Here is an 18,412-nt window from a genome sequence, read left to right as displayed (position 1 = left end):
CGGCCGAGCCATTGATGGAACCTCGGCGGCTGGAACAACGCCCGCGAACTCGGTGACGTTCCTGCGGATCAGGCAGAGGTGGGCCACCCGGCCTGCTCCGTGCTCCGTCGTGTCCGTCCGGACGCCACCGTTGCATAAACGTGCAGAGAAACGTATAGTCATGCCCTCTAGGAGGAGGTTCCATGACGGTACGGGCGGCAGTGGCCGGAGCGAGTGGATATGCGGGTGGGGAGGTGCTGCGTCTGCTGCTGGCCCACCCCGGAGTCGAGATCGGCGCGCTGACCGGCAACTCCAACGCCGGGCAGCGCCTCGGTGGACTGCAGCCGCATCTGCTGCCGCTCGCCGACCGGGTGCTGGCCGAGACCACCGCCGAGGTGCTCGCCGGGCACGACGTCGTGTTCCTCGCGCTGCCGCACGGGCAGTCCGCCGCCGTCGCCGCGCAGCTCGGCGAGGACGTGCTCGTGATCGACATGGGTGCCGACTTCCGGCTGAAGGACGCCTCCGAATGGGAACGGTTCTACGGCTCCCCGCACGCCGGCACCTGGCCCTACGGCCTGCCCGAACTGCCGGGCTGCCGCGCCGCGCTGGAGGGGTCCAAGCGTGTCGCGGTGCCCGGTTGCTACCCGACCGCCGTCTCCCTCGCCCTGTTCCCGGCGTACGCCGCCGCCCTCGCCGAGTCCGAGGCGGTGATCGTCGCCGCCTCCGGAACCTCCGGCGCGGGCAAGGCGGCCAAGCCGCACCTGCTCGGCAGCGAGGTCATGGGCTCCATGTCGCCGTACGGCGTGGGCGGCGGACACCGGCACATCCCCGAGATGATCCAGAACCTCGGCGCGGCGGCCGGCGAACGGATCTCCGTCTCCTTCACCCCCACCCTCGCGCCGATGCCGCGCGGCATCCTCGCCACCTGCACCGCGAGGGCGAAGCCGGGCGTCACCGCCGAGTCGGTGCGCGCCGCCTACGAGAAGGCCTTCGCCGACGAGCCGTTCGTCCACCTCCTCCCCGAGGGACAGTGGCCGGCCACCGCCTCCGTGTACGGCTCCAACGCCGTGACGGTGCAGGTCGCGTACGACGAGGCCGCGGAGCGGATCGTCGCGATCAGCGCCATCGACAACCTGACCAAGGGCACCGCGGGCGGTGCCGTCCAGAGCATGAACATCGCCCTGGGTCTCGACGAGACCACCGGGCTGACGACGATCGGAGTCGCGCCGTGAGTGTGACGGCAGCACAGGGATTCACGGCGGCGGGCATCGCCGCCGGGATCAAGGAGAACGGCAACCCCGATCTGGCCCTGGTGGTCAACAACGGCCCCCGCCGCACCGCCGCCGGCGTCTTCACGTCCAACCGCGTCAAGGCCGCCCCCGTGCTCTGGTCCGAGCAGGTCCTCAAGAGCGGCCGATTGTCCGCCGTGGTCCTCAACTCCGGTGGCGCCAACGCCTGCACCGGGCCGAAGGGCTTCCAGGACACCCACGCCACCGCCGAGAAGACCGCCGAGGTGCTGGGCACCGGCGCCGGCGAGATCGCCGTGTGCTCCACCGGGCTCATCGGCGTCCTGCTCCCCATGGACAAGTTGCTCCCGGGCGTAGGGACGGCCGCGGCCCAGTTGTCCGAGCACGGTGGTGAGAAGGCCGCCATCGCCATCAAGACCACCGACTCCGTCCACAAGACGGCCGTGGTGACCAAGGACGGCTGGACCGTCGGCGGCATGGCCAAGGGCGCCGGCATGCTCGCGCCCGGCCTCGCCACCATGCTCGTCGTCCTCACCACCGACGCCGACCTCGACAGCGACACCTTGGACCGCGCCCTGCGTGCCGCGACCAGGGTGACCTTCGACCGCGTCGACTCCGACGGCTGCATGTCCACCAACGACACCGTGCTGCTGCTCGCCTCCGGTGCATCCGGGCTCACGCCCGGGTACGGGGAGTTCGCCGAGGCCGTCCGCGCCGTCTGCGACGACCTCGGTCAGCAGCTCGTCCGCGATGCCGAGGGCGCCAGCAAGGACATCAAGGTCGAGGTGGTGGGCGCCGCGTCCGAGGACGACGCCGTCGAGGTGGGCCGCTCCATCGCCCGCAACAACCTCCTCAAGTGCGCCCTGCACGGCGAGGACCCCAACTGGGGCCGCGTCCTCTCCGCCATCGGCACCACGAAGGCCGTCTTCGAACCCGACGAGCTCAATGTCGCCATCAACGGTGTCTGGGTGTGCAAGAACGGCGGGGTCGGCGAGGACCGCGACCTGGTCGACATGCGCTACCGCGAGGTGCACATCGTCGCCGACCTCGCCGCCGGTGACGCCACCGCCACCATCTGGACCAACGACCTCACCGCCGACTACGTCCACGAGAACAGCGCGTATTCCTCATGACCGCCACCCGTAAGCACACCGCGCTGCCCAAGGCGCAGATCCTCGTCGAGGCGCTGCCCTGGCTGACCCGGCACCACGGCAAGACCGTCGTCATCAAGTTCGGCGGGAACGCCATGGTCGACGAGGAGCTGAAGGCCGCCTTCGCCCAGGACGTCGTCTTTCTGCGTCACGCCGGCCTCAAACCGGTCGTCGTGCACGGCGGCGGCCCGCAGATCAGCCGGGCGCTCGACCGGCACGGCATCGTCAGCGAGTTCAAGGCCGGACTGCGCGTCACCACCGAGGACGCCATGGACGTCGTACGCATGGTGCTCGCCGGACAGGTGCAGCGGGAACTGGTCGGGCTGCTCAACCGGCACGGACCGCTCGCCGTCGGCCTCACCGGCGAGGACGCGCACACCCTGACCGCCACCAAGCACCAGCCCGAGATCGACGGCGAGCTGGTCGACATCGGGCGGGTCGGCCAGATCACCGACATCGACACCGGCGCGATCCAGGCACTGCTCGCCGACGGCCGTATCCCGGTCGTCTCGTCGATCGCCCGCAGCCAGGACGACCACCATGTCTACAACGTCAATGCTGATACGGCGGCTGCGGCACTCGCTGCTGCACTGGGCGCCGAAACCCTCATGGTCCTCACGGACGTCGAGGGACTCTACGAGGACTGGCCGAACAGCGACGAGGTGATCAGCCGCCTCACCGCCTCCCAGCTCGAGAAACTCCTGCCGGAGCTGTCCTCGGGCATGGTGCCGAAGATGGAGGGCTGTCTGCACGCCGTACGGGGCGGCGTGAACACCGCCCGCGTCATCGACGGCCGGGTCCAGCACTCGATCCTGCTGGAGATCTTCACGGACGAGGGCATCGGCACGATGGTCGTGCCCGACGAACAGGGGGAGTCGTGAGCAACGAAGAGCTGAGCCGGCGGTGGCAGGGCGCGCTCATGAACAACTACGGAACCCCGCGCCTGCCGCTGGTGCGCGGTGAGGGCGCGCGGGTGTGGGACGCCGACGGCAAGGAGTACGCCGACTTCGTGGGCGGCATCGCGGTCAACGCGCTCGGACACGCCCACCCGGCGGTCGTCCAGGCCGTGAGCCGGCAGATCGCCTCCCTCGGGCACGTCTCCAACCTGTTCGTCGCCGAACCGCCGGTCGCGCTCGCCGAACGGCTCGTCCAGCTCTTCGGCCGAGAGGGCAGGGTCTACTTCTGCAACTCGGGTGCGGAAGCCAACGAGGCCGCGTTCAAGATCGGCCGGCTGACCGGGCGGGCCCACATGGTGGCCACCGACGGAGGATTCCACGGCCGCACCATGGGCGCCCTCGCCCTCACCGGCCAGCCCGGCAAGCGCGAGCCGTTCCTGCCGCTGCCCGGGGACGTCACACACGTCCCGTACGGCGACGCGCAGGCGCTCGCTGCGGCGATCACCGAGAACACCGCACTCGTGATCATCGAACCGATCCAGGGCGAGAATGGCGTCGTGGTGCCCCCGCCCGGGTATCTGAAGGCCGCCCGCGCGATCACGGCGGCCACGGGCGCGCTGCTGGTGCTGGACGAGGTGCAGACCGGCGTCGGACGGACCGGGAACTGGTTCGAGTACCAGGCGCACGAGGGCGTTCTGCCGGACGTCGTCACGCTGGCGAAGGGGCTCGGCGGCGGGCTGCCCCTCGGCGCCACCGTCGCCTTCGGGCGCGCGGCCGACCTGCTGCGGCCCGGCCAGCACGGTACGACCTTCGGCGGCAACCCCGTCGCGTGCGCCGCCGGACTCGCCGTCCTCGACACCATCGAGGGGGAGGGGCTGCTGGAGAACGTCAAGCGGCAGGGCGAGAAACTGCGTGCCGGGATCGAGGCGTCCGGTCATGCCTTGACCGGCCATGTCCGGGGCGCGGGCCTCCTCCTGGGTATCGTGCTGACCGAGCCGCTCGCACCCCAGGTGCAACAGGCGGCTCAGGACGCCGGCTTCCTCGTGAACGCGCCGGCCCCCGATGTCGTACGGCTCATGCCGCCGCTGACCCTCGGGGACGACGTGGTGGACGCCTTCCTCGAGGCGCTGCCCGGCATCCTGGACCAGGCCGGCACGGCGGGCGGGGAAGGGCGATCCGGAGAATGAGACGACGATGAGCCAGGAGCAGGAGCAGGAGCAGGAGCAGGAGCAGGGTCAGCAGGCCGGACCTGCCGTGCCGCAGACGCGCACCGCACGCCACCGCCGGATCGTGGACATCCTCAACCGGCAGCCGGTGCGGTCGCAGAGCCAGCTGGCGAAGCTGCTCGCCGACGACGGGCTGAGCGTCACCCAGGCGACGCTCTCCCGCGATCTGGACGAGCTGAACGCGGTGAAGATCCGCAACACCGACGGCGACCTGATCTACGCGGTGCCGAGCGAGGGGGGGTTCCGCACGCCCCGGGCGCCCCTCGGGGGGTCCGCCAAGGAGGAGCGGATGCGGCGGCTCTCGCAGGAGCTGCTGATCTCCGCGGAGGCGTCCGCGAACCTCGTGGTCCTGCGCACTCCGCCGGGCGCGGCGCAGTTCCTGGCCTCGGCGATCGACCAGGCGGAACTGCAGGACATCCTCGGCACGATCGCCGGCGACGACACGCTGATGCTGATCAGCAGGGAGCCGACGGGAGGGCAGGCGCTGGCCGACCACTTGCTGAGGCTGGCCCAGAACGGTCACTGAGCGCTCCGCGGGGGCGGGGGAGTCCCGTACGTCGACCGCGGGCCGCCCGTGGCCGGTCGCGCGGTTCCCCGTGCCCCTGAGCGCGCTGCGGTCCCGCCCACCGGGAGGCCCTCGCGCCCCCGCCCACCGGGAGGCCCTCGCGCCCCCGCCCACCGGGAGGCCTCCGCGCCCCCCGCCCATCGGGAGGCCCTCGCGCCCCCACCGCGGTCAGGTGCCGGGGCGGCCCCCTTACCCTCGTGGCCGCGGGCGGTCGTGCCTCCCCCAGTGCCGTGAAGACCTGGGAGGTGCACCCGGGGCGGCACGGGTGGGTGATGGGGGTACCTCCCGCTCGAGCCGCCGAGAGTGGGGGAGGCACCCCACGAACGCAGTCACGTGAAACTCGGTACCTCGGCCACAGCACCGCTCACCCCAGCCAACCCGCCAGCCCTCCGGTGCACCGCACCTCGTCCCCCGCGGTGATCAGCAGGCCCTCGACGCCCGGCAAGGACTCCAGCCACCGCAAGCCCTCCCGTGACCCCATCGCGAACGCTGCCGTGGCCCAGCAGTCGGCCCACGTCAGCCGCGGCGCGACCACCGTCACCGCGACCAGGTCGGTCACCGCCGACCGCCCCGTACGCGGGTCGGCGATATGATTCCCCCGCTCGGCTGTACCGGACGTCGCCACGGCCAGTTCCTCCGCACCGGCCGCGGAGACGACGGCGGCGAGACCCCCCGGCCGCAGCGGATCCGAGACACCCACCTGCCAGGGCCGCCCCACCCCCGGCGCCCCCAGCAACTGCACGTCGCCGCCCCCGTTGACGCTGACCCCCGTCGCCCCCGCGGCGCGAAGCCGTCGTGCCGCCCGCTCGGTGGCCCAGCCCTTGACGATCCCGGTCGGGTCGAGCCGGCCCTGGTAGCGCGCGCTGAACCAGCCGTCGCTCACCCGCTCTGCCTCCGCCGCGAGCTCCAGCACTTCCGCCACCTCGGGATCGCACTGCCCGACGCTCAGCTCGCCCCGCGCCAGCCGGGATATCTGGCTGTCGTCGCGGTACGTGCTGAACACCTCGTCGACCCGGTGCAGCCCCGCGACCGCCTCTTCCACCGCCGCGCGCACCGCGGCGGATTCCCCGCCGCGGACGTCGAGGGAGAAGACGGTCCCCATCGTCTCCTCCGCATGACGCACCGCGGCGGGAGCCTCGGTCGGCTCGGCCACCGTGTCAGCCACCGGATTTGTCCAGCGCCGACTGGAGCGACTGCTTGTACCCCGCGCTCGTGTACGTTGCCCCCGACACCGCGTCGATCTCCGCGCTGCCGGCCGCCACGGCCGCCTGGTTGAGCTTCGGTACGGAGTTGGAGGTGACCTGGTCGCTCTGGCCGCCCTTGGGTGCCTGGACCGCCTCGGCCTTGGTGATCTTCCCGCCGCTCACGGTGATCCTGACCTGCACCGGCCCGTACTGCGTCTGCGCCGCGTCCCCGGTGACGGTTTGCGCCTGCGCCTCACCGGCGTTCCCGCCGCCCGCGCCATCCCCGTCGCTACCGGAGCCACCGGCGCCGGAGGAGGACTCGGAGGTCTTGGCCGCCCGCGCCTTGTCCAGCGCCGACTGGAGCGACTGCTTGTACCCCGCGCTGGTGTAGGTGGCCCCCGACACCGCGTCGATCTCCGCGCCCTGCGCGGCCACGGCCGCCTGGTTGAGCTTCGGTACGGAGTTGGAGGTGACCTGGTCGCTCTGGCCGCCCTTGGGTGCCTGGACCGCCTCGGCCTTGGTGATCTTCCCGCCGCTCACCGTCAGCCGGACCTGCACCGCCCCGTACTGGGTGCTCGACGCGTCCCCGGTGACCGTGCCGTCCCCGATGGGCTGGGAGCCGCCCTGCGGCGACTGGGCCGCCGCGGGCGGGGCCGCGCCGCCCGCGGCCTCGGCCGCGCCCGGATCGGACGCCGGCTTGAGCGACAGCAGCAGTACGATCCCGGACACGGTGGCGGCGGTCGCGAGCACGGCGCGCCGGACGGGGTGACTCTTCCTCATCGCTTCTCAAGCTCCTGATGGGTGTGGATGACCCGGGTGAATGGCCCGTCGCTCACATCTCGAACGACTCGTGATGGATACGGCGGGCGGGGACCCCGGCGCCGCGCAGTGCGTCGTACACCGACTGTGCGAACCCGGGCGGCCCGCACATGAACACGTCATGACGGTCGACGTCCGGGATCTTCCGCTGCAGGCTCTCCGCCGAGATGTCCGGGCGCTCCCCGTCGGGGCTGTTCACCGCGTACATCAGCCGCGCGCCCCGCTCGTCCGCGATCTTGGCCAGCTCGCCCCACAGCGCCAGGTCCTGGGTGCTGTTGGCCCGGTAGAGCAGGGTGATGTCACCGGCGGCGCCGGGCAGCGTCTCGAACAGCGCCCGCATCGGGGTGATCCCCACTCCGCCCGCGACCAGCAGCACCTTGCCGCGACTGCGGCGCTGCGCGGTGAGCGCCCCGTACGGGCCCTCCGCCCACACCCGCGTGCCGGGCTCCAGCTCGCGCAGCCGGGAGGTGTGGTCGCCAATGGCCTTCACCGTGATCCGCAGCATGTCGGGGCGGGGCGCCGCCGACAGCGAGTACGGGTGGGAGCTGAACCGCATCCCGGGCGCCAGGAACCGCCAGCGGAAGAACTGCCCGGCCTCCGCGCCCATCCGGTGCAGCTTGCGCCCGCCGATCAGCACGGACACGATGCCCGGCGTCTCCTCGATGACCGCCTCGACGCGCATCCGGTGCCGCATGTTCAGCCGGACCGGGGTGATCACCCGGTACCAGAGGACCAGCGCGGTCACGGTGCCGTAGAGCCCGTACCAGAAGGTCTTGGCGGTCGGCTCCACGGCGAACTCGTTGCCGGTGGTGATCTGGTGCCAGAACGTCAGGAACACCGCCGCGTACGTCAGCAGGTGCACGTGGTACCAGCCGTCGTAGGGCAGCCGGCGCCGGACGGGGCCGATGGAGAGGAACGCGATCACGAACAGCAGACCGGTGCCGATGGCGGCCTTGCCCATGTCCGGCAGCGTGTTGATGGAGGTGATCGTCTGCTGCGCGATGTCACCGAGGCTCCTGCCGGCCTGGCGGGCGTAACCCCACATGATGAGGAAGACATGGGCGATGACCAGGCTGACGGTGTAGCGGCCGCTCATCGCGTGCCAGCGGGCGACCCGGTCCGAACCCACCCGGCGTTCCAGCGCGGGCACCCGCGCCATCTGGAGCACCACCAGCGCCATCAGATAGCCGCCGAGCAGACCGGTGATCCGGCCGGCGGCGATGATCTTCCCGGTGGTGTCCGCGATGGACGGTGTGCTGGTCCACCACAACCACAGCACGGCCACCGCGCCCGCACCCACGGCGAGCAGCAGGGGCACGGCGGGGGAGCGGCGCGGACGGATGCGGCGCATCGTCTGGCGGCGGGCGGCACGGCCGCCGGCGAGCGTGGTGGTCACGGTTCCTCCGTGGGACTTGGCCCTTGGCCCACACATACGTGCCGTCGCGTCGGCGCGTTCAGAGGAATCCCGGTTCAGTAGCGGGTGATCGCCGTGCGCCCACTGGTCGTGCCGATCGCGAGGTGCGGTGCGCGCCCGGGATCGGCCCAGCGCAGGATCCTGCGCATCGCGTCCCCCGGCACGGACACGCATCCCGCCGTCGCGCCGCGCCCGTTGGCGTGCAGGAAGATTCCCGCGCCCCGGCCGCGCACCGGACGGCGGTAGTTGAAGTCCACGACGAGGGCATGTGCGTACGGTGCGCGGTAGGTGATCAGGTGCTCGGCCTCGGCGGCGCGGCAGTCGGCGGCCCGGGGTTCGGTGCAGCGGTTGTAGGAGCGCGAGTCGTTGTCCTGGCACCACCAGGAGTTCTGGCGTACGGGGCGGTACGTGTACGTCGTCCCGCGCGGAGCCGCCTCGATGCCGAAGGCGTACGGCAGGCCGTACAGCCCGGTCGGGGTGGTGTTCGTGCCCTGCCGTCGGGTGGTGCCCTCGGTCAGTCCCCCGGCCCCGAAGCGGGCCGGTGCGGAACCGGCCGCCACCCAGCGTCCGCCCTCGCGGTCCCACCAGGTGACCGTGCCGGACGTCGAGCCGGTCTCCGGCGCCACGGCGGTGATGAGCTGGGTGCCGCCACCGGTGTCCGCCATCCGGTCCGGCAGCGGCGACGACGGCCGGTCGCCGGCGCCGAGCGCGAGGAGGGACAGGGACACGAGGACGACGGTGGAGGCGGCACCCGGGGGCATGGCTCAGACGTTAGAGGGGGGCAGCGGCAACGGCAGCCCGGGTAGTCCGTCCAGGCTGGTCGCGACATGCTCCTTCTTGGTGAAGTAGGCGTCGAGCGAGGCGTCGTCCTCCCGCGCGAACCGCTTCCCGTGCAGGTCGCGGTCACTCTCGTACGCCATGAAGGGCACCGCGTATCCGCAGGTGTCGCGGATCAGTTCGGCCGTCACGACGACGACGGCACGCAGGCCGTGCGCGGTGTGGTCGATGTCGGGGAAGCGGGCGAGCAGCTCGGCGAAGCGCGGGTCGTCCCGGAAGACGGGCTCGCCGCGGCCGTGTACGCGCACGATGTTCGGCGGCCCCTGGAAGGCGCACCACATCAGCGTGATACGGCCGTTCTCCCGCAGGTGGGCGATGGTCTCGGCGTTGGACCCGGCGAAGTCGAGGTAGGCCACGGTGAGCTCGTCGAGGACCACGAAGGAGCCCGTGAGCCCCTTGGGGGAGAGATTGACCGTGCCGTCGGCGGACAGGGGGGCGGTGGCGGTGAAGAAGACCGGCTGTTCCTCGATGAACGTGCGGAGGCGGCCGTCTATGCGTTCATAGGTCTTTCCCATGTTCAACGATTATGGGAGCAAGTCTTTCGTTTGTCTAAGGAATTTCCCCGTGGGTTCCGGCCGCGGCCGGCGAGGGAACCGTGGCCGCCCCGGCCGGCGCACACACGGGGCGGCCACAGCGCCTGTCACCTCACTTCGTGAGCGTGCAGGCGGCCAGGGAGGGCGGTGCCGGCGATCACCGCGCCGGTCGGCGCCACCGCGGCGGCACCGATGAAGGCGGCACGGCGCTTGTGGTGCCGCGGAAGAGCCCTGGACATGCGGATGCCTCACTCGGAGTCTCGGGTGTCTCGGGTGTCTCGGGTGCGGAGTGACGCGGCGCCTGCGTTCGGTGGGGATACGGAAGAGCGGTTTCGCGCGTTCACGCACCGTCCGGATCCGGCCGCCCTCTGGCCTGAATCCCCTACCCCGAGGAGGCAGATTGACGAATCATGCAGAGTCCTGCATACTCATGCATATCAGCGAATGCACTGTGAGGAGAAACCCGTGACCGAGCGCGTCGTACTCGCCTACTCAGGCGGTCTGGACACCTCCGTCGCCATCGGCTGGATCGCCGAGGAGACGGGCGCCGAGGTCATCGCCGTTGCGGTCGACGTCGGCCAGGGCGGCGAGGACCTGGACGTCATCCGCAAGCGCGCCCTCGCCTGTGGGGCCGTCGAGGCCGAGGTCGCGGACGCCAAGGACGAGTTCGCCGACGAGTACTGCCTTCCGGCGATCAAGGCCAATGCCCTCTACATGGACCGCTACCCGCTGGTCTCCGCGCTGTCCCGGCCGACGATCGTCAAGCATCTGGTCGCCGCCGCGCAGAAGCACGGAGCCACCACCGTCGCCCACGGCTGCACCGGCAAGGGCAACGACCAGGTCCGTTTCGAGGCCGGTATCGTTGCCCTCGCCCCCGACCTCAAGTGCATCGCCCCGGTCCGCGACTACGCCATGACCCGTGACAAGGCCATCGCCTTCTGCGAGGCCAAGGGACTGCCGATCGCGACCACCAAGAAGTCCCCGTACTCGATCGACCAGAACGTCTTCGGGCGCGCCGTCGAGACCGGCTTCCTCGAGGACATCTGGAACGCGCCGATCGAGGACGTGTACGAGTACACGCAGAACCCGGCCGTGACGCGTGAGCCCGACGAGGTCGTCATCACCTTCAAGGAAGGTGTGCCGGTCGCCATCGACGGCAAGCCCGTCACCGTGCTCCAGGCGATCCAGCAGCTCAACGAGCGCGCGGGCGCCCAGGGCATCGGCCGGATCGACATGGTCGAGGACCGCCTCGTCGGCATCAAGTCCCGCGAGGTGTACGAGGCGCCCGGCGCCATCGCCCTGATCACGGCCCACCAGGAGCTGGAGAACGTCACGGTCGAGCGCGAACTCGCCCGCTACAAGCGGCAGGTCGAGCAGCGCTGGGGCGAACTGGTCTACGACGGCCAGTGGTTCTCCCCGCTCAAGCGCGCCCTGGACGGCTTCATCACCGAGGCCAGCCAGCACGTCAACGGCGATATCCGGATGACCCTGCACGGCGGCCGCGCCGTCGTCACCGGCCGGCGCTCGCAGTCCTCGCTGTACGACTTCAACCTGGCCACCTACGACACGGGCGACACCTTTGACCAGGCGGCGGCCAAGGGCTTCATCGACATCTACAGCCTGTCGTCGAAGATCGCGGCGAAGCGGGACCTCGCGTAGGTCCGCAGCGCCTGAGGACCCCTCACACGCACTAGCCTGGCAGCCGCCTCCTCACACGACCGTGGGGAGGCGGCGGCACATCCGGAACCCTCGAGGAGTACGCAAGTGAGCAGCAACAGCGGTGACGTACGGCTCTGGGGCGGCCGTTTCGCCGACGGCCCCGCCGAGGCCCTGGCGAAGCTGTCCGCGTCGGTCCACTTCGACTGGCGGCTCGCGCCCTACGACATCGCCGGCTCGCGTGCCCACGCGCGCGTGCTGCACCAGGCGGGGCTCCTCACCGAGGACGAGCTGGCCCGGATGATCGCCGGCCTCGACCAGCTGGAGGCGGACGTCGCCGACGGCTCCTTCACCGGCACGATCGCCGACGAGGACGTCCACACCGCCCTGGAGCGGGGCCTGCTGGAGCGCCTCGGCCCCGACCTCGGCGGCAAGCTGCGCGCCGGCCGGTCCCGCAACGACCAGGTGGCCACCCTCTTCCGGATGTACCTGCGGGACCACGCCCGCACCGTCGGCGGTCTGCTCGCCGACCTCCAGGACGCGCTGACCGGCCTCGCCGAGGCCCACCCGGACGTGGCCATGCCCGGCCGCACCCACCTCCAGCACGCCCAGCCGGTGCTCTTCGCCCACCACGTCCTCGCCCACGTCCAGGCGCTGTCCCGGGACGCCGAGCGGCTGCGCCAGTGGGACGAGCGCACGGCGGTGTCCCCGTACGGCTCGGGTGCGCTGGCCGGCTCCTCGCTCGGCCTGGACCCGGAGGCCGTCGCCAAGGACCTCGGTTTCGAGCACGGCAGCGCGGCCAACTCCATCGACGGCACGGCCTCCCGGGACTTCGTCGCCGAGTTCGCCTTCATCACCGCGATGATCGGCGTGAACCTCTCCCGGATCGCCGAGGAGGTCATCATCTGGAACACGAAGGAGTTCTCCTTCGTGACCCTGCACGACGCCTTCTCCACCGGGTCGTCGATCATGCCGCAGAAGAAGAACCCGGACATCGCCGAGCTGGCGCGCGGCAAGTCGGGACGCCTCATCGGCAACCTGACCGGCCTGATGGCCACCCTCAAGGCGCTCCCGCTCGCGTACAACCGCGACCTTCAGGAGGACAAGGAGCCGGTCTTCGACTCCATCGACCAGCTGGAGATCCTGCTTCCGGCCTTCACCGGGATGATGGCCACCCTCACGGTGCACCGCGAGCGCATGGAGGAGCTGGCCCCGGCCGGGTTCTCCCTGGCCACCGACATCGCCGAGTGGCTGGTCAAGCAGGGCGTGCCGTTCCGCGTGGCGCACGAGGTGGCCGGTGAGTGCGTCAAGGCCGCCGAGTCCGAGGGCAAGGAGCTGGACGAACTGACCGACGAACAGTTCGCGAAGATCTCCGCCCACCTCACCCCGGAGGTCCGCTCGGTCCTCAACGTCCACGGAGCCCTGGCCTCCCGCAACGGCAGGGGCGGCACGGCACCGGTCGCGGTCGCGGTCCAGCTGGCCGAGGTGAAGACGGACCTGGCGGTCCAGCGCGCCTGGGCCACTGCGAAGAAGCGGTAGGGAAACACCCCTCAGGGGCGCGGGGAACCGCGCGGGCGCCGGCGCACCCGAACGGCGCGACGCGCAGCATGACCCGAGTCCGGAGGCGCCCGCCTCCCCCGGCGGAGCGACGCCGCGGGTTACGTTGGTCGGACGCCGAACCGGAGCCGACCGACGGAGCCCGCGATGCCCTTCGCCCGACTGGCGACAGCGACCACCCCCACCTGCCACATCGGCCTCGGCCTCGCCGCGATCGGCCGCCCCGGCTACATCAACCTCGGCCGGGACGACGACCTCGGTGAGGACCGCGGCGTCGAGACGCTGCGCACCCGCACCCACGAACTCCTCGACGCCGCCTACGCCCAGGGCGTGCGCTACTTCGACGCCGCCCGGTCCTACGGCCGCTCCGAGGAGTTTCTCGCCGACTGGCTGAACCACCACCCCGAGGCCACCGACATCGTCATCGGCAGCAAATGGGGCTACACCTACACCGCGGACTGGTCCACGGAAGCCGAACGGCACGAGGTCAAGGACCACTCCCTCGCCGCGTACGAGCGTCAGCGCGCCGAGACCGACACGCTGCTCGGCGACCGGCTCGACCTCTACCAGATCCACTCGGTGACCCCGGACAGCCCAGCCCTCACCGACAAGGAACTGCACGCCCGGCTCGCGGAGGCGGCGGCCCAGGGACTCACCGTCGGCTTCTCCACCAGCGGCCCGGACCAGGCGGACACCATCCGCACCGCCCTCGCCGTCACCGTCGACGGCGCACCCCTCTTCCGTACCGTGCAGTCGACCTACAACGCCCTGGAGACCTCCGTCGGGCCCGCGCTCGCCGAGGCCCATGACGCGGGCCTCACGGTGATCGTCAAGGAGGGCATGGCCAACGGCCGGCTTGCCGCGCCGAACGCCCCCGAGGCGCTGCGCGCCGTCGCCGACGAGACCGGCCTGGGATGCGACGCCGTCGCCCTCGCGGTCGTGCTGCGGGAGCCCTGGGCCGGCGTCGTGCTGTCCGGCGCGGCGACCAGCACCCAGCTCGCCTCCAACCTGCATGCCGCCGCTGTCGACCTCACCGACGACCAGCTGTCCCGCCTCGCCGCCCTGGTCGAGGAGCCTGGGGCCTACTGGGAGCGGCGCGGGCAACTGCCCTGGCACTGAACGACGACGTCACCGACTCGTCGGCCGCGATGAGACGCGTATCCAGTGTGCCCGAGAGACAGGTGTGCGCCGTATCCGCGCGCGGCCCGCCGGTCCTTCGTCGACGGCCTCACCCCCGCAGCGGGCACAGGAGCGAGGATCCTGCCCGCGGCGGCGGCCTCATGGTTCGTGCTCCGAAACCAACACCTGGACGACGCTCCCCAGCTGCACGAAACAGCCGACCCCTGAGCCCCCGGTACGGGTGGGGGGCCGGACAGCCAACCCCCGGGGCGCCGGGTGCGGGTGGCCGACCCAGGGGCGCGGGGAACCGCGCGACCAGCCACAACGCACCCGCACCCGAAAGCCGAACCCGAGCTGCCCCCACCCCCGTGCACAGCACTGCGCAGCGCTAGGCGGCTTTCGCCTTGCTCGCGTACATGTCCACGTACTCCTGCCCGGACAGCCGCATGACCTCGGCCATCACCGAGTCGGTGACTGCACGCAGGACATAGCGGTCGCGGTCCATGCCCTCGTAGCGGGAGAACTCCATCGCCTCACCGAAGCGGACCGTGACCTTCCCCGGCCGGGGCAGGCCCGCGCCACCGGGCTGGAGCTTGTCCGTGCCGATCATGGCGAACGGCACCACGGGGGCGCCGGTCATCAGGGTCAGCCGGGCGATGCCGGTGCGGCCCCGGTACAGCCGGCCGTCGGGGGAGCGGGTGCCCTCGGGGTAGATGCCGAACATCCTGCCCTCTTCCAGCACCCGGCGCCCGGTCATCAGCGCCGCCACCCCGCCCCGGCCGCCGTCGCGGTCGACCGGGACCATGCCGACGCCGGTGAAGAACCACGCCATCAGCCGCCCCTTGAGGCCCTTGCCGGTGACGTACTCGTCCTTGCCGATGAAGACGACCTGACGGTCGCAGACGAGCGGCAGGATCATCGAGTCGATGAACGTCAGGTGGTTGCCGGCCAGGATCACGGGACCGTCGCCCGGGATGTTCTCCGCGCCCTCCACCTGTGGGCGGAACATCAGGCGCATGATCGGACCGAGCACTGCCTTGATGAGCGCGAAGCGGGACAACGGACCCTCCGGTGGGAAGCGGACGTGGATGAATGCCGTATGAGTCTGTGCAGGTGAGGACATTACTCGCGGCCCAGGGGGTTGCGCACATCGGGCTCCCGTGTGTTCACCGAGGTCTTACTCACTCTTGACCCGGGTTCATCTGCGGCGGCCCGCCCCTGGGCGGCGCGAAACACGGACGTCACGTTGTGACGGAAGTCGCCCCGGACCCGCACACGGCAGGGGTGCCCCCGTCCGTCGGGTCCAATCGGACGAGCCGTCACAACCCGCCGGAATACGACAGGTGTACGTCATCCGTATGACGATGCGCGACATCCAACCTCACCCGTCTGTTCGGCCCGGGGTCTCCCGCCCGTCATCCACGCCCACCTACGATCGGCCCGCACCGGACGAGCCGACACCAGGAGGACACTCATGGCCACGCGGGAGTCGAACGAACAGGCGGGCGGAACCGGACGGCGGGCCCTCCTCGGCGCGGCCGTGCTCGGCGCCTCCGGATCGGTCCTGACGCTGGGCGGCACGGCGAGAGCCGCCGATGCCCGGCACGGCGGCGGCCGGGGGCTGAGGAGCCTGCCCGTGCCGACGGTCATCGGGCACCGTGGGGCCAGTGGCTACCGGCCCGAGCACACCCTCGGCGCCTACCAGCTCGCCCTCGACATGGGCGCGGACATCGTCGAGGCCGGCGACCTCGTGCCCACCAGGGACGGTCACCTCGTCTGCCGGCACGAGCCGGAGATCGGCGGCACCACGGACGTCGCCGACCACCCCGAGTTCGCTTCCCGCCGCACCACCAAGACGCTGGACGGCGCCTCCGTCACCGGCTGGTTCACCGAGGACTTCACCCTCGCCGAGCTGAAGCGGCTGCGCGCCGTCGAGCGCATCCCCGCCAACCGGCCGCACAACACCCTCTACGACGGCCGCTGGGAGATCCCCACCTTCGACGAGGTACTGCGCTGGCAGGACGAGCAGACCCGCAAACGCGGCAAGCAGGTCTGGATCTACCCCGAGACCAAGCACCCCACGTACTTCCGGGGCCTCGGCCTCGGCCTGGAGGAGCGGGTCGCGAAGGTGCTGCGCAGGCACGGCAAGCACCGCCGGAACTCGCCCGTCATCCTCCAGTCGTTCGAGCCGACCGGCGTCCAGCGGCTCAGCAGACTCGTGGACAACCCGCTCGTTGTGCTCCTGTCCAGTGCGAACAGCCGCCCCTGGGACTTCGTCGAGTCGGGCGACCCGCGCACCGTGGCCGACCTCGTCACCCCCAGGGGTCTCAAGGAGATCGCCTCCTACGCGCAGGGCATCGGCCCCACCCTCGACCTGGTCATCCCGCGCGACGCGAACGGCCGGCTCACGCGGCCGACCGCCCTGGTCCGCGACGCCCACCGGGCCGGCCTGATCCTCCACCCCTACACCATGCGCAACGAAAACCCCTTCCTGCCCGCCGACTTCCGCCGGGGCACCGACCCCGACGCCTACGGTGACGTCTTCGGCGCCTACCGGACGTACTTCGCCACCGGTATCGACGGCGTCTTCACCGACAACCCGGACACCGGGCTGCTGGCCCGTGAGGACTTCGTCAACGGTTGACCCGACATGCCCCAGTACGGGTGAGTCCGTGCCGCTCCGGGCAACCTTGTCCGGAGCGGCAGAGTCGTTGCGCGTATGACACGCGAGCCGGGCATGGCGTACGAACTGGTCGTCTCCCTCCGTCCACTGCTCAGTGCGGAGGCCTCCGCCGAGGCGCCCGGCTGCGGGGCCGAACCGGACGACCTCGAACAGGCGGTCTGGCTGCGCCTGATGGAGCGACTGGACGCCGACGGCCCTCCAACCGACCCGCCGGGCTGGCTCCGCAGTGCCGTCCGCGCGGAGGCACGCCGCACGCGCCGTACCGCCCGCCGGGAAACGCCGCTGACCGGCGAACCCGCCGACGCCGGCCGCCACGACCCCGAGCGCCTCGTGCTCGTGGCCGCTCGCCGCCGCGCCCTGCGGGACACCGTCCGCCGGCTGCCGGGCCACTGCCCCCGGCTGATGGAGGCTCTGCTGTCGCCGCGCGATCCGACATACCGGGAAATCGCGGGGGAGTTGGGTATCTCACAGGGCGGTATCGGCCCGGAACGTTCCAGATGCCTGGGATGTCTGCGGCGATTGCTCACACCGGAGGTTGCGGCGCGCTGATGGCGGGGATAGGAGTGAGGGACGACAGGTGATCAGGTGAGCGGGAGGCATGCACACATGGGCATGAGCGTGACCATCTCTGCGGCGGCCGGGCAGGACGCGGAGCAGATCTTCAGGCTGCAGTACCTGTGCTTCCAGAGCGAAGCGGCACTCTACGCCAACTACCGCATCGACCCCCTGGTCCAGACCCTCGACTCGGTGCGCGAGGAGGTCGGCGCCGACTGTGTCTTCGTCGCCCGGCTCGGCGACGAGATCGTTGGCTCGGTGCACGGCAGGATCACCGAGGACGGCGCGGCGGCGATCGGCAAGCTCTGCGTCCACCCCCGTCTCCAGGGACACGGCATCGGCGCGCGTCTGCTCAGGGCGGCGGAATCGGCCCTCGCCGGCGAGCGCGGCGCCAGGACGTTCCGGCTGCACGCAGGGCACCGCAGCGAGAGCAACCTGCGGCTGTACAGCAAGGTCGGCTACCAGCGGGTGGGCACCTCCGAGGGCGCGGACGGCGTACCGATGATCGTCCTGGAGAAGACGGCGGAAACGTACGCGACGACGGCCTGATCAGACCCCGCTGCCCGGCGGCCGCGCGGTGCGCAGCCAGTACATGGCGGTCAGGGGCAGCAGCACGGGAATGAAGAGGTACCCCATCCCGTAGTCGGACCACACGGTCGCGTCGGGGAAGGCGGACGGCTCCACCAGCGTCCAGGTGCCGATGGTCAGTACGCCCACGAGCTCGGCGGCGCAGCACACCAGCGCCGCCCTGCGGGCCGTCTCCCCGCCGCGCACCAGGGTGTACGTGATGAAGCCGTAGACCAGCCCGGCCAGCGCGGACAGCGTGTACGCGAGCGGCGCGCGGCCGAACTCGGTGGCGATCTGGTAGGCGGAGCGCGACAGCGCGCCGACGACCATCACCCCGTACAGCCACACCAGCAGCAGCCCGGGCCCGCCGATCAGTCGCGTCCGGCCCGGCCTCCTGCGCGTCTTCTCCTGCGTCGCGGCCATC

The 18,412-nt window shown here is 71.3% G+C and carries 19 protein-coding genes; 11 read left to right on the top strand and 8 right to left on the bottom strand.

The window, feature by feature from the left end; all coding sequences use genetic code 11:
* The first annotated feature begins 182 nt into the window (after positions 1-182).
* The 5 genes from argC to ACZ5C2_RS33070 are packed head-to-tail and all read left to right on the top strand — an operon-like array spanning position 183 to position 5,025.
* A complete protein-coding gene (gene argC, locus ACZ5C2_RS33090; RefSeq protein WP_468799589.1) occupies positions 183-1,211 on the top strand; it encodes an N-acetyl-gamma-glutamyl-phosphate reductase in 1,029 nt (342 codons plus the stop codon).
* The gene (gene argJ, locus ACZ5C2_RS33085; protein WP_468799587.1) at positions 1,208-2,359 is read left to right on the top strand and encodes a bifunctional glutamate N-acetyltransferase/amino-acid acetyltransferase ArgJ; all 1,152 of its coding nucleotides are present in this window, start codon (positions 1,208-1,210) and stop codon (positions 2,357-2,359) included. The genes argC and argJ overlap by 4 nt, the downstream gene beginning before the upstream one ends.
* Positions 2,356-3,258 (top strand): acetylglutamate kinase, encoded by a 903-nt coding sequence (gene argB / locus ACZ5C2_RS33080; protein ID WP_386499997.1) that lies wholly within the window; start codon positions 2,356-2,358, stop codon positions 3,256-3,258. Before argJ ends, argB begins: the two co-directional genes overlap by 4 nt.
* On the top strand, positions 3,255-4,460 hold the full coding sequence (locus ACZ5C2_RS33075; protein WP_468799585.1) for an acetylornithine transaminase: 1,206 nt from the start codon (positions 3,255-3,257) through the stop codon (positions 4,458-4,460). Before argB ends, ACZ5C2_RS33075 begins: the two co-directional genes overlap by 4 nt.
* Positions 4,461-4,467: 7 nt before the next feature.
* Positions 4,468-5,025: an arginine repressor gene (locus tag ACZ5C2_RS33070; RefSeq protein ID WP_468799583.1), complete on the top strand. Its 558-nt coding sequence runs from the start codon at positions 4,468-4,470 to the stop codon at positions 5,023-5,025.
* Between the two features lie 403 nt (positions 5,026-5,428).
* Here ACZ5C2_RS33070 and ACZ5C2_RS33065 read toward each other — a convergent pair whose 3' ends face one another.
* From ACZ5C2_RS33065 to ACZ5C2_RS33040, 6 genes are all read right to left on the bottom strand, one after another.
* Positions 5,429-6,166: an FAD:protein FMN transferase gene (locus tag ACZ5C2_RS33065; RefSeq protein ID WP_468799639.1), complete on the bottom strand. Its 738-nt coding sequence runs from the start codon at positions 6,164-6,166 to the stop codon at positions 5,429-5,431.
* A gap of 55 nt (positions 6,167-6,221) precedes the next feature.
* The gene (locus ACZ5C2_RS33060; RefSeq protein ID WP_468799581.1) at positions 6,222-7,028 is read right to left on the bottom strand and encodes an FMN-binding protein; all 807 of its coding nucleotides are present in this window, start codon (positions 7,026-7,028) and stop codon (positions 6,222-6,224) included.
* Between the two features lie 52 nt (positions 7,029-7,080).
* A complete protein-coding gene (locus ACZ5C2_RS33055; protein ID WP_468799579.1) occupies positions 7,081-8,463 on the bottom strand; it encodes a ferredoxin reductase family protein in 1,383 nt (460 codons plus the stop codon).
* 74 nt (positions 8,464-8,537) lie between these two features.
* Positions 8,538-9,242 (bottom strand): L,D-transpeptidase family protein, encoded by a 705-nt coding sequence (locus ACZ5C2_RS33050; RefSeq protein ID WP_468799577.1) that lies wholly within the window; start codon positions 9,240-9,242, stop codon positions 8,538-8,540.
* A gap of 3 nt (positions 9,243-9,245) precedes the next feature.
* Positions 9,246-9,833: a pyridoxamine 5'-phosphate oxidase family protein gene (locus ACZ5C2_RS33045; RefSeq protein ID WP_468799575.1), complete on the bottom strand. Its 588-nt coding sequence runs from the start codon at positions 9,831-9,833 to the stop codon at positions 9,246-9,248.
* A gap of 125 nt (positions 9,834-9,958) precedes the next feature.
* Positions 9,959-10,090, bottom strand: a complete 132-nt coding sequence (locus ACZ5C2_RS33040) for a hypothetical protein (RefSeq protein WP_468799573.1) — start codon at positions 10,088-10,090, stop codon at positions 9,959-9,961.
* Positions 10,091-10,316: 226 nt separating this feature from the next.
* Between ACZ5C2_RS33040 and ACZ5C2_RS33035 the strand changes: the two genes are divergently transcribed.
* The 3 genes from ACZ5C2_RS33035 (at position 10,317) to ACZ5C2_RS33025 (ending at position 14,183) form a co-directional block, all read left to right on the top strand.
* On the top strand, positions 10,317-11,510 hold the full coding sequence (locus ACZ5C2_RS33035) for an argininosuccinate synthase (protein ID WP_468799571.1): 1,194 nt from the start codon (positions 10,317-10,319) through the stop codon (positions 11,508-11,510).
* Positions 11,511-11,615: 105 nt separating this feature from the next.
* Entirely contained in the window at positions 11,616-13,046 is a 1,431-nt protein-coding gene (gene argH / locus ACZ5C2_RS33030) for an argininosuccinate lyase (protein ID WP_468799569.1), read from the top strand.
* A 165-nt stretch (positions 13,047-13,211) separates the two neighbouring features.
* Positions 13,212-14,183, top strand: coding sequence for an aldo/keto reductase (locus tag ACZ5C2_RS33025; protein ID WP_468799567.1), 972 nt, complete (start codon positions 13,212-13,214; stop codon positions 14,181-14,183).
* Positions 14,184-14,571: 388 nt separating this feature from the next.
* Here the strand turns inward: ACZ5C2_RS33025 and ACZ5C2_RS33020 are convergent, their stop codons facing one another.
* The gene (locus tag ACZ5C2_RS33020) at positions 14,572-15,243 is read right to left on the bottom strand and encodes a lysophospholipid acyltransferase family protein (protein ID WP_468799565.1); all 672 of its coding nucleotides are present in this window, start codon (positions 15,241-15,243) and stop codon (positions 14,572-14,574) included.
* Between the two features lie 414 nt (positions 15,244-15,657).
* Between ACZ5C2_RS33020 and ACZ5C2_RS33015 the strand changes: the two genes are divergently transcribed.
* The 3 genes from ACZ5C2_RS33015 (at position 15,658) to ACZ5C2_RS33005 (ending at position 17,970) form a co-directional block, all read left to right on the top strand.
* On the top strand, positions 15,658-16,827 hold the full coding sequence (locus tag ACZ5C2_RS33015; RefSeq protein WP_468799563.1) for a glycerophosphodiester phosphodiesterase: 1,170 nt from the start codon (positions 15,658-15,660) through the stop codon (positions 16,825-16,827).
* 93 nt (positions 16,828-16,920) lie between these two features.
* On the top strand, positions 16,921-17,415 hold the full coding sequence (locus ACZ5C2_RS33010; RefSeq protein WP_468799637.1) for a sigma-70 family RNA polymerase sigma factor: 495 nt from the start codon (positions 16,921-16,923) through the stop codon (positions 17,413-17,415).
* Between the two features lie 57 nt (positions 17,416-17,472).
* Positions 17,473-17,970 carry a GNAT family N-acetyltransferase gene (locus tag ACZ5C2_RS33005; RefSeq protein ID WP_468799561.1) on the top strand — a complete coding sequence of 166 codons (498 nt, stop codon included), beginning with the start codon at positions 17,473-17,475 and terminating at the stop codon, positions 17,968-17,970.
* On the opposite strand, the gene ACZ5C2_RS33000 is transcribed toward ACZ5C2_RS33005, so the two are convergent.
* Positions 17,971-18,411, bottom strand: a complete 441-nt coding sequence (locus ACZ5C2_RS33000; protein ID WP_468799635.1) for a hypothetical protein — start codon at positions 18,409-18,411, stop codon at positions 17,971-17,973.
* Position 18,412: the final 1 nt, after the last annotated feature.

Source organism: Streptomyces sp. NPDC031365, from assembly GCF_055569765.1.
This window is presented reverse-complemented; position numbering and strand designations above follow the sequence as displayed.